This is a genomic window from Gemmata sp. SH-PL17, assembly GCF_001610855.1.
Taxonomy (GTDB): Bacteria; Planctomycetota; Planctomycetia; order Gemmatales; family Gemmataceae; genus Gemmata; species Gemmata massiliana.
Map to the genome: position 1 here is coordinate 2,751,041 of NZ_CP011271.1, position 25,643 is coordinate 2,776,683.

A 25,643-nucleotide genomic window follows, 5' to 3' on the forward strand; every position below is an offset into this window, starting at 1 on the left:
CAGAGCCGCAGCAACAAGGGTTACTTGCGCTCGGTTAGCACCGCGAGGATCGCTTGCGCGTAGAGCCGGTGCCCGAAGTCGTTGGGGTGGTTCAGTCCGTTGCCGGTCAGGTCCAGGTCGTGCTTGTTCTTGAGCATCAATTCCCACACGGCGGTCAGGTCCGCGAGTGCGACACCGGGGCCGGTCATGCCCTTCAGCGCGTCGCGGTACTTCGCGAACATGTCGCGCGGGGTCGCGGTCCACTCGCCGTGGCCCAGCATCGATGCGACCAGAATGACCTCGATGTCCTTGTCGGCGGCCCTAATCCGGTCGAGGATCGTGCGAGTTTGGTCGCCGAACCACTTCGGGTCGCGCCGCCCCACGTCGTTCATCCCGTAAGCGACCACGATCAGGTTCGGTTTCTCGGCCAGGAGTTTGTCGAGATCCTGGACCCCGTTCGCCACACTCCAACCGCCGACCGCGCGGTTCTTGAGTGTGATCCGACTATCGAAACGCGCCTGCAACTGTGCCGTCACGAGTTCCGCGAACCCGGGCTGGAACGGGGCCGCGTTGGACACCACCGAAGCGTCCGCCCCGGTGGAGATACTGTCGCCGCTGATGCCGAGCGTGAACGACTCGCCCGCTTTCAAACGGGCGGCCGTCTTCGGCAGGCTGCCCACGATCACGTCGCTCGCGATTTTCTCGTCGCGGCGCCGATAGGTGATCTCCACGTTGCGGTCGTGGAACCAGCGCCCCGGATGGTACATGAGGGATTCGTTCGGATGACCCACGCGCGCCGCGTAGCTCTGCGGCGAGCCTTTGGGCACGAACAGCGTGCGGGCCGGAATCGGTTCGACGGGCGCGCTCTTTGTGAAGGTCAGCGTCAGTCCGTCCTTTGAGAGCGTCACCGCGTCGCGATCGAATCGGTGTCGGCGGTCGGCCGTCGCGATCTCCAGAACCTCGGCGGCCGGGAACGCGAGTCGGGCCGTGATCGGTCCCTCGTCCTTCGTTTGGAGCAGAACGCTACTTTCGCGGTGAACGATCGGCGAGGTCCACGCGGGGGCGAGCAAATGCAGATCCGCCAGTGCTTCTTCCACCTTGTGCGGGGCGAGCAGGTTCTTCTTGAGCACGTCGGCCCACATCTCCGCCGCCTTCGCCTGACCCAATGCGCTGAAGTGCCGGCGCGACCCGGCCCCGCCGCGGTACTTCCCAGTTAGCGTGTCCGTGTCCGGGCCGGGCTGGAATCCGGGTCGGGCGACCAGTTCGTCGATTGCCTTGCGGACACGCGATTCGCCCTCGGGGTCGGTGTACACGGTCGGGTGGTGCGTCGATTTCGCCAGCAACCACGGCGGCTGAATACCCCACGCGGTAGCCGCCGCGTGCCGAATCGCGCGCACGTTCGCGACGTACTTTTCGGTGGTAGTCTTGGCGATCACGTCCGACTCGCCCTGCTGCCACAGCACAGCCCGAAACGTACCCAGCGTTTTCCCCGTTTCGACGAGGCGCCGATGAAGTACCCCGTCCGGCGCCCACTGCGAGGTCGCGGTCGCTCCGACGGCGACATTGGCGAACGCGACCGGGACACCGAACTCTTTGACGAGAGCGTCGCCCACCGGCGGCCAAATCGAGCCGTCCGTGCTGCTGTCCGGGACCGGCTGCGGATCGTTCGCCACGCCCCACGTGCTCTTCGCGGCGTTCCAGGCGACGACGCGCTTTTGCGGGTCGGTCACGGTCAGTTTCTCGTCGTTACAGTTGGTCGCATACGACTGGCCGGCGACCACGAACACCTCGCCCACGCCGAGCGGCTCGACCGCGCCCCGGTGCGTCACGACTTCGGCTTGTCGGCACCGGATTTCGAGCCGGTACCACCCGCCGGCCGGCACGCGGGCCGTGGCTACAGGCCCGGTGCTCTCGGTTCGGACGTCCAGCTTGGTCCACGGCACGTCGCGCCCGGTCGCACCGGTTAATTGCACCACGCTGTATTCCCAGATCGTGCGCTCCGGGGCGCTAACGGGCTCCAGGCGCAGGGCGACATCGGCGAACCCGAATGCCAAATGACCGGGCTTCTCCTTTGCGGCGGCAACAGGGTCGAAACCGGTGCGCTGGACCACTTGGTTGGGCTTGGGCGTCACCACGGTCAGGGAGGCGGGTTCGGCCCCGGCCAAGGAACTTATCGTTACGAGCCAGAAGAAGCACGCGAGCGGATACAACGGTCGGTTCGGCAAACGATGCATAGCGGCCCTACAACGAGGAGAGGATGATCGGAGGCTACCGGGTAACGGCACCGCCAACAATACCACGGCACGGGTCGGACGGCGACAGAGAGCAACGAGTTGCCCCACACGACACACTGGGGTCTAATACCTGCTCATTCCGCTACTCGCTTCGCGCAACGGCTCGGAGAAGAAATAATGGCCCGAACGCCTCTTGTAGTCGCCCTCTGCCTTACTGCGTTTGTCGGAACGGCCTTCGCATGGCCCGACGCACCCACCCAGCCCGGTGCTGGTGCGCCCGCGCGCAAGCTTCTCCATCCGGCCGATCCGCGCGACGTACCGATCGTACTCCGGCCCTACGTCCGGAGCCTCCTCGACCCCAACCAGAAGCCGGTCGAACCGGACGCCGCGAAGGTTTCCGGTGTCTATCTCCGGGTGCTCTCCCGTCGGCAGGCACTCGACGGAACGAATCTCAAGCCCGGCAGTTGGATAGGCGCCCGGCCGTTCGTGTTCCTGACCGTCCCGGACGCGGCGAACGGGCGCGATCTGCTCGGTACGTTGTCGGCCATCGGCTACGACCCGGAGGAGATCCTCGACACCGAAAAAGGGATCGAAAAGGTGGCCGTTGTGTTTGCGTATCCCGATTCGATTCGCGGCGGCGAGCCAAGCGGGAAGCTGCCCGCAGACTGGGACCGGCGCGTGTTTCCGGCGACGTGGGACAACGTGTTCGCGCTCACCGACAACTTGACGGCCGACAAGGACCGGTGGACCGTGCGGTCGGAGGGGGACACTTTTATGCCCACCAAGCTCCAGTTCCGATCGGACAAGGAAGCGGTGTTCGTGACCGGGTTCCCGGATGAGGGGAAGACGCGCGTGAAAACGGTGGACTACACGGCACTCCGGGAGACACGCGGAGCGGACTGGGCGTACCGGCAACTGATCGAGCGCCTGTTCGGGGCGTCCGAGCACTTCCGGGGTGACGGGCGCACCAAACTCACGATCGTCGGGAAGCGGAAACCTCGCGTCGGGTTCCCCGAGTTCCTGGGACCGAACATGGAACTGAAGGATCTTCCGGCGATCGCGATCGTCGGACTCGGCGCGATCCGAGTAGGTGAGTGAACGGGCTGGTGGAGATGTCAGGCTCCAGAGTCATTCGCGTTCTGTTGTGAGTACGAGCCGTGCCCCCGAGTCTTTGTGAATCGTGTGTGAACATGCGAGAGGTTCGCACCGCGCGGTCGCGCTTCTTGCTCTGTCAATTGGCCGCCACAAACCCTGATTACCCCAAGTACCCGCGCCAGCCGATGGTGCGGTGCGACGGTTATCGCGTCGGGGGCGAGCCCACATCGATAGAGCAGGCGGAGCCACGTGATCCCGGCGAGTGAGAGGGCACGCTCGTAGTTCGTACTACGTCCCGCAGAATGTCCGATAGCCGGACTCGTCGGTAGGCGGTTCTCGGTACTGAGTGTGTTCGGGCTGTTCGTCATACGGCGTCGCCAGCGCGTCTAGTAGCCGGTGCAGTACCGACAGGTCGGCGCGCTCTTCGGCTGCTGCCAGTGCTTCCTCGACCTGGTGGTTCCGCGGGATGACAACCGGGTTCACGGTTCGCATCAGCGCGACCGCTTCACTCTTCTGATCGCCGAGCCGCTCCTGCCACCGCGCGTACCATACGCGGAAGCCCGCGTCCTGATACTGCACGCCGACTGGTTCTGCCACCGAGGACAGATCCCGGAATGTGTTGGTATAGTCCACGCGGGTCTTCTGCATCCAGCCGAGGAGATTCTGGATCAGCTCGGCGTCTGTGGCTTCTGCGGTCTGGAGGCCGAGCTTCTTCCGCATCCCGTTGAGCCAGTACCGCTCGAAGACGGCCGGGAACTCTTCCAGCACTTCCGTGGCTGCCGGGATCGATTTCTGCGGGTCGGAATCGATGAGTGGCAACAGGGTTTCGGCGAACCGGGCCAGGTTCCATTGTGTGATGTTGGGCTGGTTCCCGTAGGCGTACCGGCCGCCGCTGTCGATCGAGCTGAATACCGTTGCGGGATCGTAAGCGTTCATGAACGCACACGGGCCGTAGTCGATCGTCTCCCCGGAGATCGCCACGTTGTCGGTGTTCATCACCCCGTGAACGAACCCGATGAGCATCCAGCGAGCAACGAGCGCGGCCTGCCGATCCGCGACCGCGCGGAAGAACGCAAGGTACTTTTGCGGCGCGCCAGCCAGCTCCGGGTAGTGCCGCTCGATGGTGTAGTCGGCCAGTGCCCGTAGCAGTTCCTGATCCCGGCGTGCCGCGTACTCGAACGTGCCGACCCGGATGTGGCTCGCGGCCACACGAGTTAGGACGGCTCCCTTTAGCGGAGTCGTCCGGTAAACCGGTTCGCCGGTGGTGACGACCGCCAGGCTCCGCGTCGTGGGTACGCCCAGTGCCGCCATCCCCTCGCTGATGACGTACTCGCGGAGCATCGGCCCGAGCGCAGCACGCCCGTCCCCGCCGCGCGAGAACCGCGTGCGCCCCGGCCCCTTCAACTGGATGTCGACGAGTATTCCCGACGGCGTGCGGTGCTCGCCGATCAGAATAGCGCGGCCGTCGCCGAGCATGGTGAACCCGCCGTACTGGTGCCCGGCGTAAGCCTGTGCAATGGGTTTGGAGCCGGGCGGCAGGTCTTGGCCCGCGAACAGCGCCGCAGCGGTTTCTTCCCCCAACGCGCCGAGATCGAGGCCGAGTTCAGCCGCCAATTTGTGGTTCAGAATCGCTACACGCGGCTCCCGTACTTGGACCGGCTCTGCCGCGGCAAAGAGCGCGTCCGGTAGTCGCGAATACGTGTTGTCGAACCGCCAGTTTGTGGAGGCGTGATGTTCACCCGGTGCCGTCGAGCCGCCCATTCCGTTTCTCCCGCGAAGTACGCCATCCAATTGTAGATAGTTGCACGCAGGGAATGGGTTCGTCGGGACGTGTATCGGTCAAATGGCGCGGTACTCGATCTGGACTCGGAAGTTCCCGTCCGGCTGTTCCTCCAACCCGCTCGCGCCCGATTCTTCGTCCAACTGCACGCCCCATCCGCCGGCCAGTTCGTCCAGGAACCGGCGGGTCGTGTTCAGGGCGTCTTCCCGTGCGGCATCGGACAGAACCGGGCGCAGAACTACATCGAGCCGAACTGTGCCATGTGCCGGTGGAATCACCTCAATGTCCCCGGCCCGGGTACCGTCGCCCGTCACGAGCATGTACCGGCGGGTCGGGTCGTTGCTCTTCATTGCGCGCTTCACGAATCGGAAGACGTCCATGCTCGGCTCCTGCGGGTTCAACTGTGAAGCGGCGCCAGCGGCGCGGAACTTCCCGTTGGTCAGATACGGTTTACTTTACGTGGGCTTCGGCACGCCGCGTGAAGGAGATCGTGGGAACGGAATATTTCGAGTTCCTCGAACAGTTCGTCAAACTCATTCACGAGAAGGTCAAGGCTCCGGGATTATCCCAGCGGGCGGTGCAATCGGGTGCGTTATCTTGCGATGCGCGCCGACCATCGGTAAAACGTCTTCAGAGACCGTTCCAGCGAAGGTCGGAATTCCTGCCCATGAACCCGTCGCCGAACCCTCCGCGTCCATTCAATCCGCCTCCGCGGTTGGTCGGTACTTACCTCCCGCCACCGGGGTACGTCCCGGTTACCCTCACACGCGGGTTTCCAGCAACGTCTGACTCCCTCGGAGTAATCGAGCGGCAGTGGGAACGTGCCCGTGAAGAACTGGCAGCCGAACTCCGGGCGCACGGCGAGACGCTAGAGAGCGCTCATTGGCAATGGACGGACAAGGCCGAGCCCCGATCCCGCCGGCACAACCTTGTCACTGTTGAATGCGAGGGGCAGATACAAGGAGTGATGGCAGTCGAGAACCTCCTTCGGAAGTCGGTTCTTACCCCGAATGCGTGGGTTTTGTACGTCGATTATGTGGAAGTTGCGCCGTGGAATTACCGGGTGCCACAGGATCGAAACGCACCGGCTGTGCGCGTTCCGCGGTTCACCCGTGTTGGTACGCTGTTGATTGGTGAGGCGATCCGAATGAGTCTTGGTGCTGCAGCCGGTGGTCGAGTCGGTTTACACGGTCTGCCACAAGCCGAGGCGTTCTACGTGGGGCGGTGCGGGATGACTCGAATCGGTCCCGATCCGAACTACCAAGATCTCGTGTACTTCGAGTATCCTGATGGTGTTGCCGCGCGGCAACTCACCGTGATGGAGCTCTCTGCATGAGCAAGTTTGAAAATCCCAGTTACAGTGACGAGACGTATGAGGGCTGCGTAACAGCGGGGCTCGCGACGGGACGAGTGCCACCACCTATTTCCGATGCCGATCTTCAACGATTGGACGAAGCGTGGAACGATCCTCGTGCATACCACGCTGCGATGGCAGAAGCCGAATTAGTGGTTACGGCGGGTTGGGCACCTAAGCCTGTGACTGACCCAGATCGCTTTTTGCTTCCGGGCGCGGAGGAGATCGCAAAACTGCCTCGTTGGGCGCGCGTGGCGTTTGCGGCTCGCTGTGCTCGTCGTGTGCTTCCGATCGTAAACAAGTTTTGGGTCAATGTACCAAAACAGCATCTGCAAACGCTGGACCGCGCTGTGCGTGTTGCAGAAGGTGCCGACATTGATGACGCCCGTGCCGGTGTCTACGCCATCGCTCGGGCTGCGGCCGACGTTTCAACGGCTCGCACTGGGAACGACGCTACCACCTACGCTGCGGCCGCAGCCCGTTACGCCGTGGATACCGTTGCCGATGCAGACGCCGCAACGTATGCAGCATCTCACGCCACGGCCGCTCGCTACGCTGCAGATGTCGTTGCCGCAGACACGGCCACTGTCCGCGGTGCTGCTGCTGCTGCGGACGCGGCTATGCACAGCTTGTGTCGAGTTGTCACGTTGGGCACGATCGGCCACCTTGCGGCACCTGCACGTGACTTTGACCGGCTAACTCGATTGGCTGAAAAAGAGAAGTGGACGGACGACACGCCGGTACCTCCGACCGTGTTCGGGCCGATGTGGGACGGACCTCCCCCGGAATGGTGGACCGACAACATTCTCACTGACTTGCCGAACGAATCGACCGCCGAAACCGAAGAGCACGACGAAAGCACGTTTCCGCTGAAATAGCCTCACCAGAACGGTCACCGCAGCGAGGGGGTCGAAAGCCCCCCTCGCTGCGCCATTCCCGAAACAAATCTCCGCAACAAATTCGTGTTTTCAGGTTGGAATTGGTTGCAAAATTCGTCCACTAGTATACAATTGATTAAATATGGTGTGTTGGCGGAATATTGGCACCGTTCAATACTGGAGTGATGTGAGTGATTGCGGGTGTCGAGGGGCTCCAAACACGACTTCAAACCACGGGAATGTTAGTGATTGTTAGCAATTGGCGCGGCTGCTGAAAATGAGAAGCGATGCCGGAAATTCTGAAATGACAATAGGTTAGATGAGTTTATCGGGTCCGGTTGGGTGTTTGGATCGGGAAACGTTAGCAATTGTTAGCCCCCGTGCGCGCACCCGTTTTCGAGCGCGGCGCACGGAGATTGAGGGCCACAAATCATCGTTTCAATCGCCCGATTCGATGGCGAACACACGAACCGGGCGCGGGATCGATCAGCCTGCGTTGGTGCCGGCCGTTTTGAGGTCTTCCATCGCGCGCGCCACCGCGAGCGGCAGCACCTTTCGCAACCGGCGACCGCGGCGCACGTCGGCCCAGTTCTTCAGCAGGTACTCGGCCTGACGGCTCCCGGTCCGCGCGAAGTACTGGTGCAGCAGCGGGTGCATCCACTCGTAATCGACGTGGGCACAATCGATCACGGTCACGCTCTTGCCGTGCAGCTTCGCGGGGACGTCCGTCTTCGGGTCGAAGATGAACAGCTCACCGCCGGTCATCCCGGACCCGATCTCGTTCTCGACCGGCCCCAGGATGAGCACCTTCCCGCGTGTCATGTACTCGCACGCATACTTACCCGCGGCCTCGGCCACGATCGTCGCGCCCGAGTTGCGGATGCCGAGCCGGTGCCCGGCGCGCCCGCCGACGAAGATGGTGCCGCCCGTGGCCCCGTAGCCCACGTTGTTGCCGGCCACGCTCTGGATCTCGCCGCCGTAAGTGCTGACGGTGTAGTCCAGCGTGACGACCACGGTGCCGCCGGAGATGCCCTTCGCGACGCCGTCCTGGGCGAACCCGCGCAGCTCCAGGTCGAGGCCGTTGATGCACCACGCGCCGAAGCTCTGGCCCGCTTCGCCTTCGAGCCGGGCCTTGATCTTGCGGTGGTTCGGTATCCCCTCGCGGCCGTACAGCTTCGCGATCTGCCCCGCCACCGTCGCCCCTACCGCGCGGTCCGAGTTGCGCACCCGGAACACGAGGTCCGCGTTCTGGGCGGTGTCGATCGCGTCGAACGCCGCAGCGAACAGTCGGTCGTTGAGCGACCCGGTGATGTCGCACAGCCCGCGGCCGGGGGGCGTCTGCGGGTGCGTTTCGGCGAGCCGCGACAGGGCCATGTCGGGCTGGATGAACTTCGCGAGGTTCAAGAGCGCGGCGCGCGGGTGCTTCTCCTTGAGGTCCGTGCGCGGGATCAACAGGTCCGAGCGCCCGGTGATCTCGGAGATGTGCTTGAACCCCATGCGGGACAACAGCACCCGGACTTCGTGTGCGACCGCGTGCAGGTACGCCTTCGTGTGCTCCGGGTGCCCCTTGAAGATCTCCGGGCTACCCGTGATCCCGGTCGGGCAGTTCGGGATGTGGCACGACTTGCACACGATGCACCCGACGGACACCATCAATCCCTGGCCGAAGCTGAACTCGTCCGCGCCGAACAGGGCGTACTTGATGACGTCCTGCCCGTTCTTGATCCCGCCCCCGACCCGGAGTTTCACGCTCGTGCGCAGCCCATTCACCACGAGCGCCTGGTGCGCTTCGGCGAGGCCCATCTCGCTCGGCAGCCCGGCGTGCTCCTTGCTCGACACCATCGCGGCGCCGGTGCCGCCATCAATGCCGTCGATCTCGATGATGTCGGCCCCGGCCTTCGCCACGCCGACCGCGATGGTCCCGATGTTCTCCACCGCGACCAGCTTCACCGACACCGGAATACCGGGCTTCACCGCCTTCAGGTCGTAGATGAGCTGCGCGAGGTCTTCGATGCTGTAGATGTCGTGGTGCGGCGGCGGGCTGATGAGGTCCGTACCGGGCTTGGCGAACCGGATCTCCGCGATCTCGGTGGTCACCTTCTTGCCCATCAACTGACCGCCCTCGCCGGGCTTCGCGCCCTGCGCCATCTTGATCGAGATCTCGTCCGCGTTCACCAGGTACTCGGCGTCCACCCCGAACCGGCCGGACGCGATCTGCCGGATGCGACTGCGGAACCGGCTCTTCGCGATGTCGCCATCCAGGGTGTAGATCTCCGGGTGCGCGACGCGCTGGGCGCGGACCTTCTCCCAGAACGCGCCGTAAGCCCGCTCCGGGAGGTCGTTGCGCCAGCGGGCCTCGCCGCCCTCGCCCGAGTTACTCGTCGCGCCGAGTTCGTTCACGGCCGCGGCGATCGTCATGTGCGACGCCCCCGTGAGCGCGCCGTGGCTCATCGCGGCGCCGCGGAAGTGGTCCGCGATCATCGGGCCGGCGGCTTGAACGTCCGCGAGGGGCGTGTGTTGCGCGACCGGCTCGACCGAGAACAGGTCGCGCAGCACCGTGGGCACGCGGGTGTTCACCATGTCCGTGAACTTGACGAACTTGTCGGCGACGCGCTGGGACGCGCCGGGGTTGTCGTCGCCCGGCGGGGCGGTGTAGGCCATCTCCCCGCCACCCTGTTCGGGTTCCGGGTGGGCCTCCTTCACCGCGTCGCGGAGGGCCATTCGCACCTTCGCATTAAAAGCATGATAGTCGCGATTGCGGCCCAGCACGGTCATCTTCTCGGCCTGCTGCACGCGCCACTGGGCGTCGTCCACCAGTTCCGCGAACCCGATGCCGCCCAAGCGACTCGGGAACTCGCCGAGGAACGCCATGAGGTCCGGGCCGAACCCGACAGCCTCGAACAGTTGCGCGCCGCGATACCCCTCGATGGTGGTGATTCCCATCTTGGAAATCACCTTCTTGATCGTGTCTTCGAGCGCCGCGAACAGGTTCTCCAGCGCTTCGCGCGCGTCGATCTTGAGTTCCTGCTTCGAGTCCGGGTCTTTGAACGTCAGCCCGTCCTTCACCAGACGCAGCATCAGGTACGGGTGGACCGCGTCCGCGCCGAACGCGACCAGACAGCAGATGTCGTGGCCCTCTTGGATGTCGCCGGCCTGCACGATGAGGCTGCACTTGTCGCGCAACCCCTGACGGCACAGGTACTGGTGGACCGCGCCGAGCGCGAGCAGCGACGGGATCGGGAAGATCCCGCGCTTGCACGCTTCCTTATCGGAGAGGCAGAGCACGTGGTACCCGTCGTGAACGGCCTTCTCCGCCGCGCTCTGGAGCGCGACGAGGCTCGATCGCAGCGCGTCCGTGCCGCCCTGGAGCGGGAACGTCGCGTCGAGCAGTTTGAAGCCGAGCACCTCGTTCTGTCGGATCTCCTCGACGATCGCGTCCGAGATGACGGGGGAGGGGAGCTCCATTTGTCTCACGGGCAAAGTTCCAGGTTCCGAGTTCCACGTTCCAAATTCGGAGGAACTATCCTGGCCGCTCTGGAGCTTGGAACCTGGAACGTGGAACTCGGAACTCTTTGGCCCGCGCCCGAGGTAGGTCGTCAGCGACATCGCCCCGCCCTCGCGGTACGGGTCGATGGGCGGGTTGGTTACTTCGGCGAACGTCTGTTGCAGGTACTTGAACAGCGTGGGGTGGTGCGCGCTGAACACGGTCAGCACGCGGTCGTGGCCCATGCTCGACAGCGGCTCCTTCTTGAGCTTCGCCATTTCGCGCACGAACACCGCGCGGTCGAAGTCCCAGCCCGCGGCCTGGAGCAAGTGGTCCAGGGACCACGAGCGGTCGGTGAGCATCGCGCCCACGGTGTCGTCCGTTTGCCGCGTGTAGTCGAACCCTTCGGGGATGATGATTTGCCGACGGTTCAGGTCGCGCACGTCGCCGAGTTCGCTCTGTGCTTCGGTTACTACGCGGGCCATGATCTGGTAACTGTCGAGGCGCTCGCCGGTTTCGGTGTCGAGGGCGATCATCTGCCCCGGCTGGAGCTGCCCGCTCGCGACGATCGTGGTCGTGTCGAGGCCGAACACCCCGGACTCGCTGCCGATGTACAGCCACCCTCGGCTGTCCGAGCACCAGCGCACCGGGCGCAGCCCCATGCGGTCCACCAGCCCGACGAGCATGCGCCCATCAGTCCCGATGATACCCGCGGGGCCGTCCCACGCGGCGAGGCTCCCGAACGCGCGCCGGTAGTAGGTGAAGAGGTCGAACGCCTCTTGCCCCCACACGTCGGCTTCGGTGTCCCACACGGGCGGCACGGAGAGCCGCAGCGCGCGCAGGAGGCTCCAGTTCTGCTCGCGCATCAGGTACTCGACCCACTCGTCGAGGCTGGCCGAGTCGCTCATCTTGGGTGTCAGCAGGTCGCCGCCCGGGAGCGGCGGTTGCAGCCCGCGCGCGAACGCGGACACCGCGTTGCGGGTGGTGCGGATCGTGTTGATCTCGCCGTTGTGACAGGTGAGTCGGAACGGTTGCGCGAGCGTCCAGTTCGGGAACGTGTTCGTGCTGTACCGGCGGTGGAACGTGGCGACGCCCGTCTCGAACCCGGGGCTCGTGAAGTCCTTGTAGAAGTCTGCGAGCTGGCCGCTCGTCATCAGCCCCTTGTAGCCCACGAGCGTCGCCGAGAGCGACACGACGTAGGCCGCGAGTTTGGCGCTCGCGAGGCGCTCGCGCACTTCGAGGCGCGCCCGCACGAGCCACCGGTCGGCCGCGGTCGTGTCACCTTCGACTTTGAACAGCACGTGCTCGATTACGGTCGGGCGCGTCGCCCGCGCCTTGGCCGGCAACACATCGTCGTTGACGGGGACCGGGCGGAACCCGAGGAACTTCACCGGGCCGCCGGCGAGCGCCTCTCGCACCAGAGTGCGGGCCGCGTCCGCACGCGCGGGATCGGACTCGAAGATGAACAGCGCCCCGACCGCGATCGTGTCTTCCGGGCGCAGGTCGCGCGCGCCGTCGAATCGGAGGCGCTTCGCCTCTTCTTTGAAGAAGGCCTGCGGGGTCGCGAACAGCAGCCCGGCCCCGTCGCCCGCGTCGCCGCACACGCCCCCGCGGTGCTCCATCGCTTTGAGCGCGCCGACGGCTTTTCGGAGCAGTTCCGCGGACGGTTTCCCGTCCCGGGCGGCGATGCCGCCGATCCCGCAGGCGTCGCGGCCCACGTCGTCGGTGTACAGGAGGTTGCCACTGCGGACCCGTTCCAGACCGGTCGCGTTCATCGGCGCCTTCACCTGTTTCTGGGGGGAGATGGAGATGTCTTGATGTCAAAAATTCTAACAGTTGCCACAATGCCGTGGCGGGCAACGGTTCATCTTCGCCCGCGGGGGGGCCGGTGGCAAGTAGTTCGTAATGCTGAGAAATGAAAGATTTTTGCGGGGCCGCTTGCAGCGGATCGAACCGGCGAGTAGAACACGTTTGATTTTAACAGCCCGGCGGACGGGTCGTCCGAAATTTGTGCGTGTCGAAACCGCGCCCGCTGTTTATCTTGGCCGCCCAAAACGGGCTTAACCAAAGGGAACCGATCATGGATTTTTTGAGCAGCTGGTACACGATGGGTGCGATGTTCGTCGCCCTGTTGGTGCTGATCGGACTGATGCTGTTCCTGCGTAACAACCGCAAGGACGAAGAGTAAGTCCCGTACCCCACCGCTAGACACCCGCGCAGAACGCTCACTCCGATCGATTCGCTTGGACTCGTGACCGAACAAACGCTGAGGGCCGCCACGAATGGCGGCCCTTTTTTCGTTGGTACAGTGCGGCCCGCTTACGGTTTGTTCGCCCGAACCTTTTGACCACCGTGGTCACCCACGACGACTTCCACTTCCAGGGCCTTCCGGTCGCGCCACACGGTTAGTTTGACCTTCTGACCGGGGGGCAGTGCGGACACGACGTTGATGAGGTGGTTCTCGTCGCGCAGGTCCACGTCTTCGATCCGCAGAACCACGTCGCCCACTCGAAACCCGGCCGCCGCCGCGGGCGTGTTCGGGTGAACGATCTCCACCAATGCGCCGCTCACGCGGTTCAAGCCGAGCCGCAGAGCCTCCGCTGGTTCGATCGCGCTCGCGAGCTGAACGCCGAGGTACCCGCGTGTCACCGCACCCTTTTCGATGAGCTGGCTCCCGATCCGCTTCACCAAGTTCGCCGGAATGCTGAACGACACTCCGCTGTTGTTCCCGCTTTTCGACGCGATCGCGGTGTTGATGCCGACCACGCGCCCGTCGAGATCGACCAGCGGCCCGCCACTGGACCCCGGGTTGATCGCGGCGTCGGTTTGCAGGAACTCTTTGATGCGGATCGTCGAACCGAGTGAAATCTGCCCGCGGTCGGTCGCGGAGATGATTCCGTGCGTCACCGTCTGGTTCAGCCCGAACGGGCTGCCGAACGCGAGCACCCACTGTCCGCGCTTCACGCGGGCGCTGTCCGCGAGTTCAGCGGCGGGGAGGCTGGTATCGTCAATGTTCAGCAGCGAGAGGTCCGATTCCGGGTCGCCCCAGATCCGCGCCGGCTGCACGATCCGGCCGTCCGAGAGCGTGACGTACACCTTCCCGGGCGAGGCCGCACCCACGACGTGGTAGTTCGTGACGACGACCACACCGTTCGTACCGGGGAATTTCACAATCACGCCGGAGCCGGATTCCTCAACCGGGTCCGACTTGCTCGCACCGGGGGAGGCAGGCTTTACCGCGTCCACGGCCACGACAGATCGGCTGATTTGCTGAATGACAGCCTGGAATCGATCGTGGGGAAGGCCTGCCCCGTTCGTCGTGTCCATCGGCGCCAGCACTCGACCGGGCTCTGCCGACGCGCTCCCTCCGCGCACCAGAGACTCGGCCGCCAGCCCACCGAGGAACGAGCACGCCATAAACCCGACCACGAGTAGCAGTTGCCTGCGCATGACGTCCGCCTTGAGTGAAAACTGGCCCGGCGCGGGGCGCTTGGGGCACCCGAGCCCGTTCAACCGCTTCCACTTTACTCTCCCGCACTCCCGGCGCGCGAGCACCCTCCGGGCGAAACTGCGCAATCGGCGAATTGCTCCAGGCACAAAACGAAAAAAGCCCGCAGCCTGTAAAGGCCGCGGACTCGGTGTAATCCGTCTAAACGGCGTTACTTGCCGAGATCACTTTCGATGTCGGCGAGCCGGAACTCGCGGTCTTCCATCGGGTTGCCGTCCGAGATCCGGCCCCAGTCGGTGCCGACGTGGTCGGCGGCCCAACCGCCGTCGAGTTCCATTTCCCGTTGGCACTTCACGCACAGCGTGCTGAACGGCAGCGCGTTGAGCCGGGCGACGGGGATCTTGATCGCACACACTTCGCACTTGCCGTAGGTGCCGGCCTTGAGGCGCCGGAGGGCGCGTTCAATTTGGGCCAACTCTTTCGCTTCGAGTTCGGCAAGCGTCGAAGAAATTTCTTCCCCACTCGCGTCGAACGCCGCGTCCGCCGCGTCGCCCGAAGCGGAGGAGTGCTTGATGTGTGCAAGTTCTTCAAGTTCGAGCCCGAGCCGCTTCCGGAGTTCGGTGCGCCGGGCGATCAAGCTCTTATGCAGTCTCAGGAGAGCATCTTGGCGGGCCATTGTGGTGTACCTCCCAGGTCCTCAGCATCCGTTCGGCCATAACCGTTGGAGCCTATTGGGTTAAATTCGATTCAACGGGATCTAGAAATTTCCGAAGCGAAATCGCCCCGTTGCAGTTCTATTTTCCCGACGACAAGTACTATAGGTGGCTTACCCGGTGCATCTTTCACTAAACCGCCCCGGAAGGGTAGGCTGGAGCGAAATTTTCCTGCACAGAGCGTGCCGAGACTGCTGAAGCGACGCGGCCTACTACTAATAAGATCGTCGTCAACCGCAAACAGTTTCAGGATTTCAGACGAGGAACGCGATATTTCGTTGGCGCTGTGAGTGTTGTGCGAATGATAGCACCCAAATTCAGGGCCAGCCAAAACGCGACCCATTTCGTGGATGGCAACCAACTGTCCAATGTGATTAGGCCGGCCAAAAGAACGACAAGTGTCCAAGAATTGAGCAGATCGCTGTAGCGGATTACGGATTCGGGGCAAGCAATCCGGCGTCGGCGGTAGGCGCAAGGTACCAGAGACGCGGTGTCAAGTTAGCGCTAACGTCCCGAATCTCGAACGCACCTCCGCGCCCTTGAACCTTCACACCCGTTAGCTTTTCGACCAGCCCCTGGGGGCGCTCGTACACGATCGCCTTGAAGCTCGACAGCCCGGCGCGGACGGCCGCGTTGCGGATCGCGTTGGGCAGATCCTCGATTCCGTCGATCAATTTGAACTGATGGGCCTGTTGCGCGGTGAACGTTCCTCCGTCGGCCCGAACACGGGTGTATTTCACATCGACCGCTTTGCCGTTTACGAGTTTCGGGTTCCCCTTCTCGTCGCGCTCTTGCACCACGCGCTGGATCACGGGTTCGTGCTGAAGAGCATCCGGGTTAAGTCCCGGTCGGCCGGCCGCGATCGTTTTGAGGAACTCGTCGTAGGCGTTATCAACGGTGTCCTGCCACGTTTGCCGTTCTTCCGGCCCGAGGTCGTGGAAAAACGACCCGCTCGCTTTGATGCCGCCGGCCTTCACGAGTTCGAGTTTCACACCGTTCTTGTGCGCCCACCCCGCGACGTTGGGTAACGCGGCGAACACGCCGATGGAGCCAGTAATGGTCGTCTTCTCTGCGACGATTGGGTTCCCGGCGGTGGCGATGTAGTACCCGCCGGAGGTCGCCAGTCCGCCCATCGACACCGAGACCGGTTTGGGACCGGTGCCGGGGAATCGGCGCCCGGTGTTGTCCCGCAAGTTCAGGATGCACTGGTAGAGTTCTTCGCTCGCGGTGACGGTTCCACCGGGGCTGTCGACGCGCAGAACCACGACTTTGACGTGCCGGTCCGCGGCCGCCGCACGGAGTTGCTGAACCGGGTACGCGATCCCGCCGTCGGTAATGACCCCGCTCACGCGGACGATCGCGACCTTGTCGCGTGCGTGGGTGTCCCCGAGGTAAAACTGCTCGTTGAGGGTATCGGGCGTTTCGGCCAACGGGTCGCTGATTGCGCCCGTGTAGCCGAGCAGGAACACGACGTTGACGAGGACCGAGAGCAGAAAGAACAGCACCGCCACCGGGAGCAAACATCCGCTCCGCAAAGTGGACTTCGCGGGTGGAGCGCTCGGTGTGGGTGCGGGGGTAGACATGTGGGAGTGTTCGGCTATTCGGGTAAGGGCGATGGTTCTTTGGGGCGGCAAACAGTGATTACGGGCCGACCGAGATGTTTGTTTTGGGCAAAGCGGCCCGTAACTTTTTCGCACCCTGGTCCGTGACCCCCGTTTGACGCAGGTTCAGGGATCGCAGTTTGGTGAGCTTTTCTAGGTTCTTGAGCCCGTCGTCCGTCACTTTCGTGCCCGCTAACCCGAGCCACTCTTCTAATTCGGTGAGATCTTTGAGGTGCTGGAGCCCCTCGTCCGTAATTTTGGTTTCGTCGAGAATCAACTGCCAGAGTTTCGTAAGCCCCTTGAGGTGCGCTAAACCCTCATCGTCGACGTGCGTTTTCCAAAGCGCGAGTACGCGGAGGTCTTTCAGTGAACTGAGGTGTGCGAGGCCCTTACTCGTTATCTGGGTTTCGCTCAGGTCGACGTTCTTGAGATGGGGTAGAAGCCGCAGGACGGTGAGGTCGTCGTTCGTCACTTTCGTTTTTCGTAGGCCGACCTGGACGACCCGGTGGAATGCGTCGGGTCTTTCTGGCGTAGCTTTGGGATCAAATACGTTCGGTTTGGTCGGGTCCGCTTGTTGGTAATCGAACAACACTTCGCCCCCGAGTTTTTTGATGACTTCGAGGGCCTGTTCTTGTTCCTTTCGCTCGTCGCGCGGCGGGACAGGGGCGCTCGGGGCAAGAGTGATTAGCGACGCGGTCAACCCGAGTACGAGTGCGTGTCTCACGGATGGACCTCCCGACAAGAGGCGAACGACCGGGCGCGAGGGAAGCCCGGTCGTTCGGGGATGTGCGGTTTGCCGGCACCGAGTCGGGTTCGAGTTCAAAATTAAGCGTCACCGGGGCGATCGGGACGAACCCATCTCGGAATTTACGACTGCAAGTTCTGGAGCATGTCGCGGAGCGGGACGAGGCGCTGGCCGCGCGTGTCCTCGATCTTGAGCGCCTTGAGGAACCGGCGCCGGAGTTCGGCCTGGATGTCCTCAATGGCGCTGGGCGCGGTGCTCGAAAGCGGGATGCTCCCGCCCGCGCGCCGGTCGTGCCCGCCGGCGCGTCCGAGTTTGCCCACAACCTGGCGCAAGATCTCGCCCGCGCGTGCGTTCTCGATCGAGGCGCGCACGGAGAGGATGAGGGAGTCTTCGTACACGCCGCCGCACACCGCGTAATCCACCTGATCGAAGCGGATCATGAAGTCCACGACTTCGGCCGCTTGTTCCGGCAGCGGGAGCGGGTTCACCCAGCTCAGCAGCAGGCGGTCGTAAATGAACGAACTTTGCATCGCCTGGAGGGTACACTCGAAGTAGCTGTGCGGGAGCCGGGCGTTGCGGATCTGCGCGATCACGTCCTTGTCCGCGATCGGGTACAGGACGATGAGCGCCGCGTCGTCCGCGGGGCTGGCCTCGCGCGGGTACCCCGTGACTTCCGTCTCGATGCCGTAGAGCAGGGCGGTCGCGACCCGTTCCGGGATCGTCACGCCCTGTTCGAGCAGGTACTTGGTGACGAGCGTGCAGGTCGCGCCGTGCGTGGCGCGGATGTCGGTGAACGTGACGCCTTCGAGGTCGCCGGGGGTGTCGTGGTGGTCGATGACCGCGAACAGAGGGACCGAATCGGGGAACGTGTGGCGCCCGGTGCGGGGTTGGCTGTCCACCATCACGACCGCATCGTTCTGCCCCCACGCGACGTCTTCGACGGGTACGAGTTCGAGGTTGAGAACATCGACGAGTGCCCGGTTCTCGGCCCGGCTGATGAGACCGTCGCGGGTGATGAGGGTGGGCTTACCGAGGCGGGTTTCGACCAGGTGGGCCAGGCCCAACATGCTGCCCAGGCTGTCCGGGTCCGGTTGAACGTGGGAGACGAAAACGACCCGATCGAACGAGTTGAGACCGAGCAAGAATCGGTCCGACCTGCGTAAACCGGAAGACGTTTTCGTGCTGGTACTCTCGGGGTCGGCGCTTCGACGCGCCATGGGTGGCGTCCTCATTAACGTCCGGCCCGTCACGATCCGTGTGAAGGGTCCGTCGGGAGGGGCGACGGGCCTTCCAAAGCCCGGTACCGTTTTACCTCGCGGGGTTCGTGTTGCCAAGCGCGGATGAAGATTCCCGCGCCGATATTCGCCGAAGGTGTTGATTAATCGGTAGTTGCGGTTGCACGCAAAGTGCGGCCGAATGTGATACTTTGTTGACGCGAAGCCTCACGTGTCATATTTGGCTTCGCGAACTTACCAAACATTTCGTCCGGGCATGCTGCGCTCTGCCGGCATTAGAGGGATACACGAGCAATTCGGGTGCCGCGATGAACAGGCGGCTTCAATTGGCGGTACGGTTGTCGGTTGCGCCACGAACCGGGTGGTGCTCAGAGGGGCGCTATCCGGTTCAGTATTTTGCACTCTTTTGAGGGTCGGCAACTCGTTTGCACTAGTGCGTTACGGGCCGCGAATTCTGGCTGTTTACGGCTTAATTTCGAGTGCCGCTGGGCGAATCCCCGGTTATTAAGGGCAGATTCGTGTGTTCAGCATTTGGACAGCGCGGCCAGGATTTGGTCCCATGTCGGGATCGGTTTCCGATACACATTCGTTTTGCCATACGGTACACGTGGGCCTATGCACGACACGGAATTGATACTCACTCTGACCTTCGGGCTCACTGTAGCGCTGGCGTTCGGCTACGTCACACACCGGATCGGCCTCTCTCCCATCGTCGGTTACTTACTGGCTGGTATCGTGGTCGGGCCGCACACGCCCGGCTTCGTCGCGGATAAACACCTGGCCGAGCAGATGGCCGAAATCGGGGTCATCTTGCTCATGTTCGGAGTCGGGCTTCACTTCCACTTCGATGAGTTACTCGCGGTCCGCCGGATCGCGCTTCCTGGTGCGATCGTTCAAAGTTTGGTGGCAACCGTGCTGGGGGCGGTTGTGGCGCTAGCGCTGGGGTGGGGGGCTTCGGCCGGTGTGGTGTTCGGGTTGGCGCTGTCGGTTGCGAGTACCGTGGTGCTGACGCGGGTGCTATCGGATGCCAACGAGCTCCACACTCCGACGGGGCACATCGCGATCGGGTGGCTGGTCGTCGAGGACATCTTCACCGTGCTCGTGTTGGTTCTGCTCCCGCCCCTATTTGGGAACTCGGAAGGCGGACTCGCACTCGCGGTTGGACTGGCGGTGGTCAAAATCGGCTTGCTGATCGCCGTTGCTATGCCAGTCGGCGGGCGCGTCATTCCGTGGCTCCTGAACCGGGTGGCCGATACCGGGTCGCGCGAACTGTTTACCCTGACCGTGCTCGTTGTGGCGCTGGGGATCGCGGTCGGCTCTTCGATGCTGTTCGGCGTGTCGATGGCCCTCGGTGCGTTCCTCGCGGGGATGATCGTGGGGCGGAGCGACTTCAGCCTCCGGGCCGCGTCCGACGCGCTCCCGATGCGCGATGCGTTCGCGGTGCTGTTCTTCGTTTCGGTCGGGATGCTGTTCGACCCGCACTACTTGATCGACGCCCCGCTGGTAGTGCTGGCGACGCTCGCGGTCGTCATGATCGGTAAACCGCTCGCGGCCATTGGTATCGTTCTGCTCCTCGGGTACCCGGTGCGGATCGCGATCGCCGTGGCCGTGGCGCTCGGGCAGATCGGCGAGTTCTCGTTCATCCTGGCCGCGCTCGGTACCAAGCTGAAGGTGTTGCCCGACGAGGCCACGAGCGCGCTGGTTGCGGCGGCGATCGTCTCGATCTCGGTTAACCCGCTCCTCTATCGTGCTGTTGGGCCGATCGAAGCGTGGGCCGCAGCTCGTCCGCGGTTGTGGCACCTGTTGAACTCGCGCCGACGCGGACCCGGTGGGACCAATCCCGTGCTGCCGGAGGAATCGGACCCGCGCTACCGGGCAGTGGTCATCGGGTACGGCCCGGTCGGGCGCACGCTGGCCCGGCTCCTCAAGGAGAACGGGATCGTACCCACGATCATCGAAATGAACCTGGAAACGGTCCGGCGGCTGCGTTCCGAAGGCATCGCGGCGGTGTACGGCGACGCCGCGCGCCAGGATACGCTGAAAGAAGCGGGCTTGGACCAGGCCGGGAGCTTGATCCTCAGTGCGTCCGGGTTAAAGGGCGCGGAGGAAGTGGTTCGGCTGGCACGCGAACTGAACCCGGCGATTCGGGTGCTAGCGCGGTCGGCCTATTTGCGCGAGCGCGCCGATTTGCGGAAGGCCGGCGCGGACGAGGTGTTCGCGGGAGAGGGAGAGGTGGCTCTGGCGATGACCGAATCCGTGCTTCGGGAACTCGGTGCCGCGCCCGAGCAAATCGACCGTGAGCGCGAGCGGGTCCGAACGGATTTGTTCGGCGACACGACTTCCGAGGAGAAGAAAGGCTAACGGTTGGTTTGCGGAGCTACTTCTTGCCCTTTGCCTTTTTCGGGGCGGGCTTTTTCTTGGGTGCTTTGGCCACCGGTTCCGGTTCGGGTGTTTCGGCCGGCGGAGCTTCGGTCACGAAGTCGTTCAGCGTGACCCCGAACGTGTCGGCCAGCACGCACAGTTGCGAGAACGTCGGTTCGGTTTCGCCGAGGCGCTCCCAGCGCATGTACGTCGCGATGTGAACGCCCACGATCTTGGCGGTTCGTACCTGGGAGATCCCGACCGCGTCCCGCAACTGTCGGAGGCGTGCCCGGAACGCGGGCGTCGTTTTCTTCTTCGCCAGGGTCATCGTCACCTCGCGTTTGCTTTCTGTTCCGCGTTTCTCCGGAAAACCAAACGTTACTCGCCCTTCAGCCGGTCGTGAAACACTTTGCGCAGTTTCTCGACCTTGGGGCCGATGACCGCGCGGCAGTACGGTTGCTGCGTGTTGTTGGCGTAGTAGTCCTGGTGGTAGGCTTCCGCGGAGAAGAACTCGGTGAACGGCACGATTTGGGTGACAATCGGAGCCGAGAACACGCCCGCCGCGTCGATCTTCGCCTTGTACCGCTCGGCGAGCCGCTTCTGCTGTTCGGAGTGGTAGAAGACGGCGGACCGGTACTGCGTGCCGACGTCGTGCCCTTGCCGGTTCAGCGTGGTCGGGTCGTGCGACCGCCAGAACACTTCGAGTAGTTCCGCGAACGACACCACGGACGGGTCGAACGTGACCTGAACCACTTCCGCGTGGCCGGTGCGTCCGGTGCAGATCTGCTCGTAGGTCGGGTTGGGAACGTGCCCGCCGCTGTAGCCGGACACGACCTTCTGCACGCCCTTCATCTGTAAGAACACGGCCTCGGTACACCAGAAGCACCCGGACCCGAAGGTGGCCACTTCAGTGGTCGCGGGAGCGGCTGGCGTTGCGCCGATGTCGTCGGGATCGAGGACTGGGAAGTTTTCCGATGCCATTGGTGGTTCGCGGGTAATGACTTTTGCGATCAGCAAATAGGCGACAACCAGCACGAGCGGAACAGCCCACATCAGCGTGGCTCGCATGGGATTATACCGGTTGGTAACTGGTGCGCCGCACTTCCATTATCCGCCCGGGCGGATCGGGTGTCTATTCGTGGGAGATACAGACTTTTGTAGGGAGTTGACAGTCGAGCAACCCGTCGCTCGCAAGGGCGGGATTCACGGACAGTCTCTGTCCTGTCGGGGCACCCGTGTCGATGGCTTCCTGGCAGCCCAACGGCTTGGTGAACCCGCCCGCAAGGGCGGCGGGTTTCTTCCAACCCAGCAATAAGCCACACCCACCGCCCTTGCGCGGGGTTCACCAAGCCGTTGGGTCGGTGAATCACTTCCCGCGCGCGAACAGGTCCATGACGGGCTTCCCCTTACCGTCTTCGGTCGCGTAGAACGGGCGCTTCTCGACGTCGAACGCGGTCTTCGGCGAGATCCCCATCGCGTGGAAGATGGTCGCGTGCAGGTCGCGAATACTAACCGGGTTCTTCGTGGTAACGAGGGGGCGTTCCGCCGCCGTTTCGCCGTACAGTAGGCCCTTCTTGATCCCGCCGCCGAACATCAGCACGGACCCGGAGCCGGTGAAGTGCCGGTGCAGCCCGTAGTGCTTCAGTTCGCCGAGTTTTTCGGCTTTCGCGAGGGACTGGTCCTTCGCCGTGCTGCCCGGTACGCCCTCGATCATCATGTCCCGACTGAACTCGCTCGCCAGTACGACGAGCGTGCGGTCGAGCATCCCGCGCTGTTCCAGATCGAGGATCAGTTGGGCGATGGGGCGGTCGATTTCCTTCTTCATGCGAGTGTAAGTGGTGTGGCCGTTCTCGTGCGTGTCCCAGTGGAGGAACGGCACGTACTCGGTCGTCACCTCGATGAAACGCGCCCCGGACTCTGCTAGGCGCCGGGCGAGCAGGCACCCCAACCCGAATCGCCCGGTGTTGTACTTGTCGTAACTCGCCTTCGGCTCTTTGGTGATGTCGAAGGCGTCGCGCTCCTTGCTCGTGAGCAACCGGTGCGCGTTCTCGATGGACTTGAGCATCGACTCGTGGTGGTGGTCGCTGGCCATCTCGCCCACGGGAGAAGCCTTCAGCAACTCCTTGAACTTGGCGTGCCGCGCGGCGAAGCGTTCGGGTGTCATGCCTTTGGGCGGCCGGACCGCGTTCACGGCGTCGTCCGGGAAGGGGAGGTTGAACGGCCCGAACTCGGTGCCGAAGAACCCGCCCGTGGTGAACGCCTTCAGTTCTTCCGACTCGCCGTGCCCTTCGAGCCGCTGACCGATGTTGATGAACGGCGGGATGGCGGGGTTGCGCGGGCCGAGCACGCGGGCCATCCACGCCCCGATGTGCGGGCACGCGACCGTTTGCGGCGGGACGTACCCGGTGTGCCAGTGGTACTGGTGGCGCGAGTGCAGGATGTTGCCCAGGTCCGCGACCACGTGCGACCGGATGAGTGTGCCGCGGTCGATCACCTTCGCGATGTGTTCCAACCCCTCGGTGAACTTGATGTTGTCCACGACCGTGTCGATGGCCGGGAACGTGGACAGGATCTTGTCCACCGGGACGCCGACCTCGAACTTGGTGTAGCGCTTCGGATCAAAGGTGTCCGGCGCGCCCATTCCGCCGGCCATCCAAAGGAGAATGCACGTATCGGCAGTGGGCTTGGGGTGCGCGACCGGGTCCGATGCACGCAGACGCGGTTCGCCGCCCGCGACGGTCGCGAGGCCGGCCGCGGTCATGGCTCGCAGGTATTCGCGGCGAGAGAATTCGCGTGTGGTCATGTCGGCCTCCATCAGCGGACGAGTTGGAATTCAGGCAGCATCACGACGGCCCACAGCAGATCGGCGACGCTCTCGGGCGCCGGTTTCGCGCCCAGGAGCGCTTTCGCCGCGGTGCGCTCGTTTGCATTCGGCTTTCGCGCGAGCGCCCGCAGGAAGACCCAATCCGCGAGTTCGTCGGGCGACAGTTTTGCGTTCGCGTTCAGGATGTTGGTCGCGCCGCGTTCGAGTGTGGTCGTGAGAATCTGGCCGTTCGCGAGGTCGAGTGCCTGGAGCGTGGACAACTGGTCCGGGCGCGTCGTGACCACTTGTTCGCGGTTGGGGCGCCCGAGTGAGCGCATGAGCGGATCGCAGTCCACCAGCGTAGCGCGGACGAATTGCCGTTCCTTCGGCGCGCTCGCGGGGAAGGGGGGAGGCGCCCCCGGGAACGCGGCCGACTGTTTCGCGGGGGCCGTACCGGTCAGCATCCAGATCGCGTCGGTGAATTGCTCCGCACTGAGGCGTTTTAGTTCCGGTCCGCGGAACACGAAACCGTCGCCGGTGACCTCCTTTTCGAGCGGCACCGCCTTCGCCTGGTACGTCTGCGAGGTCGCGATGTGCGCCATCAGCTTTTTGAGGTCGTAGCCGTTCTCCGCGAAGTAGACCGCGAGGTAATCAAGGAGGTCTTCGCTCCACGGCTTGTTGCCCATTACGTCGACCGGGTGAACGATCCCGTGCCCCATCAGCCTATGCCAAATTCTGTTGGCCATCGTGCGGGTGAATCGCCCGTTGTCCGGGTGCGTGACCAGGGCAGCGAGCTGTTCGAGGCGCTTGGCTTTGGGGGCGGTCGCGTCGATGGAGCCGAGTTCCGGGAACAGGAACTTCGCGCTCGCGGTCCGGCCGATCGGCTTGTCGCACCGGTGGACCGTGAGCGGCTTGTCCGCAATCACAGCGGCCAACCCGTAGGCGTCGTCGAGTTTCCACGAGTCGATGAAGCTGTCGTGACACGACGCGCACTTGAGGTTCGCGCCGAAGAACACCTGTCCGATGTTCTGGGAGAACTGGAGTTCCACGATTTGGCTGGCGTTCACTTCGCCGCGCCATTTGATGCCCTTGACGAAACCCTCGGAATTCGGGTTCGGGCTAATCAGCTCGCGCGTGAACTTGTCGTAGGGCTTGTTCTCCAGGAGCGACTTGTACAGCCACGCGGTGATCTGCTTGCGCCCGCCGTCGATGTACCCGGTTCCGCGGTACTCGTTGCGGAGCGCATCATTCCAGAACGCGAGCCAGTGGTCCGTATAAGAGCGGTCTTCCGCGAGCAACTTGTTCACCAACTCAGTGCGCTTGCTGGCGCTCTTGCTCGTCACGAACGTTTCCAGTTCCCCGGCCGTCGGCGGGAGCCCGATCAGGTCGAAGTAGACGCGCCGGGCGAACGCGGCGTCGTCGAGCGGTTCTGGCGCGGGAACTTTGTTCTTGGCGAAGTAGGTATCGATGATACGGTCGATCGGGTGCTCGCGCCCCGGTTTCGCGGGTGGGAGCACGACCTTGCGGGGTTTGAGTGGCGCGACGTAAGTGACGGGTTTGAAGCTGAACCCCGGCTCCCACGGCAGACCGTCATCGATCCACTTCGTGAGCGCCGCGACTTCCTTCGCGCTCAGGGGATCGCCCTGCGGGGGCATCCGCGTGTCCTTATCGGTGGACGTGACGAGCTTGATGATCTCGCTCGCGGCCGATTTCCCCGGCACCGCGGCTTTCGATTTCAGTAGCTCCTCGCGCGTATCGAACGACACGCCGCCCTTATAGGTGCCGTTCGTGTGGCACTTCGCGCACTTCGCTTTGAGGATCGGAACGATGTCGTGTGCGAAGTCCGTTTTCTTGTCCGGCTGCGCCAGGCCCGGCCCGGCACAGATCGCGAGAGAGGCGAGCGCTAACAGTGATCGCATGGTTCGTGCAGCGG

At 63.7% G+C, this 25,643-nt stretch carries 17 protein-coding genes; 4 read left to right on the top strand and 13 right to left on the bottom strand.

The window, feature by feature from the left end:
• Positions 1–20: 20 nt before the first annotated feature.
• Positions 21–2,213, bottom strand: a complete 2,193-nt coding sequence (locus VT84_RS11410; RefSeq protein WP_082839597.1) for an SGNH/GDSL hydrolase family protein — start codon at positions 2,211–2,213, stop codon at positions 21–23.
• Between the two features lie 177 nt (positions 2,214–2,390).
• Here VT84_RS11410 and VT84_RS11415 point away from each other — a divergent pair, with 177 nt between their 5' ends.
• Positions 2,391–3,311 (top strand): hypothetical protein, encoded by a 921-nt coding sequence (locus VT84_RS11415; protein ID WP_082839598.1) that lies wholly within the window; start codon positions 2,391–2,393, stop codon positions 3,309–3,311.
• Between the two features lie 285 nt (positions 3,312–3,596).
• Here the strand turns inward: VT84_RS11415 and VT84_RS11420 are convergent, their stop codons facing one another.
• The gene (locus VT84_RS11420) at positions 3,597–5,069 is read right to left on the bottom strand and encodes a protein adenylyltransferase SelO (protein ID WP_082839599.1); all 1,473 of its coding nucleotides are present in this window, start codon (positions 5,067–5,069) and stop codon (positions 3,597–3,599) included.
• A 78-nt stretch (positions 5,070–5,147) separates the two neighbouring features.
• Positions 5,148–5,468: a hypothetical protein gene (locus VT84_RS11425; RefSeq protein WP_082839600.1), complete on the bottom strand. Its 321-nt coding sequence runs from the start codon at positions 5,466–5,468 to the stop codon at positions 5,148–5,150.
• 98 nt (positions 5,469–5,566) lie between these two features.
• Between VT84_RS11425 and VT84_RS38385 the strand changes: the two genes are divergently transcribed.
• Both VT84_RS38385 and VT84_RS38390 read left to right on the top strand, forming a co-directional pair.
• Complete coding sequence (locus VT84_RS38385) at positions 5,567–6,424, top strand: hypothetical protein (RefSeq protein ID WP_157469431.1); 858 nt, start codon at positions 5,567–5,569, stop codon at positions 6,422–6,424.
• A complete protein-coding gene (locus tag VT84_RS38390; RefSeq protein ID WP_157469433.1) occupies positions 6,421–7,320 on the top strand; it encodes a hypothetical protein in 900 nt (299 codons plus the stop codon). Before VT84_RS38385 ends, VT84_RS38390 begins: the two co-directional genes overlap by 4 nt.
• A gap of 486 nt (positions 7,321–7,806) precedes the next feature.
• Here VT84_RS38390 and VT84_RS11435 read toward each other — a convergent pair whose 3' ends face one another.
• The 6 genes from VT84_RS11435 to VT84_RS11460 form a co-directional block, all read right to left on the bottom strand.
• Positions 7,807–12,579, bottom strand: coding sequence for a glutamate synthase-related protein (locus VT84_RS11435; RefSeq protein ID WP_082839602.1), 4,773 nt, complete (start codon positions 12,577–12,579; stop codon positions 7,807–7,809).
• Positions 12,580–13,123: 544 nt separating this feature from the next.
• Complete coding sequence (locus VT84_RS11440) at positions 13,124–14,380, bottom strand: S1C family serine protease (protein WP_239465781.1); 1,257 nt, start codon at positions 14,378–14,380, stop codon at positions 13,124–13,126.
• An 83-nt stretch (positions 14,381–14,463) separates the two neighbouring features.
• Entirely contained in the window at positions 14,464–14,928 is a 465-nt protein-coding gene (locus tag VT84_RS11445; protein ID WP_052561200.1) for a TraR/DksA family transcriptional regulator, read from the bottom strand.
• Between the two features lie 468 nt (positions 14,929–15,396).
• Positions 15,397–16,548: a S49 family peptidase gene (locus VT84_RS11450; RefSeq protein ID WP_082839603.1), complete on the bottom strand. Its 1,152-nt coding sequence runs from the start codon at positions 16,546–16,548 to the stop codon at positions 15,397–15,399.
• A gap of 58 nt (positions 16,549–16,606) precedes the next feature.
• Positions 16,607–17,290 carry a hypothetical protein gene (locus VT84_RS11455; protein ID WP_052561197.1) on the bottom strand — a complete coding sequence of 228 codons (684 nt, stop codon included), beginning with the start codon at positions 17,288–17,290 and terminating at the stop codon, positions 16,607–16,609.
• Positions 17,291–17,433: 143 nt separating this feature from the next.
• Entirely contained in the window at positions 17,434–18,528 is a 1,095-nt protein-coding gene (locus VT84_RS11460) for a DHH family phosphoesterase (protein ID WP_052561195.1), read from the bottom strand.
• Positions 18,529–19,161: 633 nt separating this feature from the next.
• Here VT84_RS11460 and VT84_RS11465 point away from each other — a divergent pair.
• Positions 19,162–20,907: a cation:proton antiporter gene (locus VT84_RS11465; RefSeq protein WP_082839604.1), complete on the top strand. Its 1,746-nt coding sequence runs from the start codon at positions 19,162–19,164 to the stop codon at positions 20,905–20,907.
• Positions 20,908–20,923: 16 nt separating this feature from the next.
• On the opposite strand, the gene VT84_RS11470 is transcribed toward VT84_RS11465, so the two are convergent.
• The 4 genes from VT84_RS11470 to VT84_RS11485 all read right to left on the bottom strand — a co-directional run bounded on the left by VT84_RS11470 (position 20,924) and on the right by VT84_RS11485 (position 25,629).
• Positions 20,924–21,235 (bottom strand): helix-turn-helix domain-containing protein, encoded by a 312-nt coding sequence (locus tag VT84_RS11470; protein ID WP_052561192.1) that lies wholly within the window; start codon positions 21,233–21,235, stop codon positions 20,924–20,926.
• Between the two features lie 50 nt (positions 21,236–21,285).
• The gene (gene msrA / locus VT84_RS11475) at positions 21,286–21,975 is read right to left on the bottom strand and encodes a peptide-methionine (S)-S-oxide reductase MsrA (RefSeq protein WP_082839605.1); all 690 of its coding nucleotides are present in this window, start codon (positions 21,973–21,975) and stop codon (positions 21,286–21,288) included.
• Between the two features lie 298 nt (positions 21,976–22,273).
• Positions 22,274–23,710 (bottom strand): DUF1501 domain-containing protein, encoded by a 1,437-nt coding sequence (locus VT84_RS11480; protein ID WP_082839606.1) that lies wholly within the window; start codon positions 23,708–23,710, stop codon positions 22,274–22,276.
• 11 nt (positions 23,711–23,721) lie between these two features.
• Complete coding sequence (locus tag VT84_RS11485; RefSeq protein ID WP_082839607.1) at positions 23,722–25,629, bottom strand: PSD1 and planctomycete cytochrome C domain-containing protein; 1,908 nt, start codon at positions 25,627–25,629, stop codon at positions 23,722–23,724.
• Positions 25,630–25,643 lie beyond the last annotated feature (14 nt).

Excerpts from the sequence above, each read along its gene's own strand:
- VT84_RS11410 (WP_082839597.1), bottom strand. The coding sequence starts at position 2,213 with ATGCATCGTTTGCCGAACCGACCGTTGTATCCGCTCGCGTGCTTCTTC.
- VT84_RS11415 (WP_082839598.1), top strand. The coding sequence starts at position 2,391 with ATGGCCCGAACGCCTCTTGTAGTCGCCCTCTGCCTTACTGCGTTTGTC.
- VT84_RS11420 (WP_082839599.1), bottom strand. The coding sequence starts at position 5,069 with ATGGGCGGCTCGACGGCACCGGGTGAACATCACGCCTCCACAAACTGG.
- VT84_RS11425 (WP_082839600.1), bottom strand. The coding sequence starts at position 5,468 with ATGGACGTCTTCCGATTCGTGAAGCGCGCAATGAAGAGCAACGACCCG.
- VT84_RS38390 (WP_157469433.1), top strand. The coding sequence starts at position 6,421 with ATGAGCAAGTTTGAAAATCCCAGTTACAGTGACGAGACGTATGAGGGC.
- VT84_RS11435 (WP_082839602.1), bottom strand. The coding sequence starts at position 12,579 with ATGAACGCGACCGGTCTGGAACGGGTCCGCAGTGGCAACCTCCTGTAC.
- VT84_RS11445 (WP_052561200.1), bottom strand. The coding sequence starts at position 14,928 with ATGGCCCGCCAAGATGCTCTCCTGAGACTGCATAAGAGCTTGATCGCC.
- VT84_RS11450 (WP_082839603.1), bottom strand. The coding sequence starts at position 16,548 with ATGTCTACCCCCGCACCCACACCGAGCGCTCCACCCGCGAAGTCCACT.
- VT84_RS11460 (WP_052561195.1), bottom strand. The coding sequence starts at position 18,528 with ATGGCGCGTCGAAGCGCCGACCCCGAGAGTACCAGCACGAAAACGTCT.
- VT84_RS11465 (WP_082839604.1), top strand. The coding sequence starts at position 19,162 with ATGCACGACACGGAATTGATACTCACTCTGACCTTCGGGCTCACTGTA.
- VT84_RS11470 (WP_052561192.1), bottom strand. The coding sequence starts at position 21,235 with ATGACCCTGGCGAAGAAGAAAACGACGCCCGCGTTCCGGGCACGCCTC.
- msrA (WP_082839605.1), bottom strand. The coding sequence starts at position 21,975 with ATGCGAGCCACGCTGATGTGGGCTGTTCCGCTCGTGCTGGTTGTCGCC.
- VT84_RS11480 (WP_082839606.1), bottom strand. The coding sequence starts at position 23,710 with ATGACCACACGCGAATTCTCTCGCCGCGAATACCTGCGAGCCATGACC.
- VT84_RS11485 (WP_082839607.1), bottom strand. The coding sequence starts at position 25,629 with ATGCGATCACTGTTAGCGCTCGCCTCTCTCGCGATCTGTGCCGGGCCG.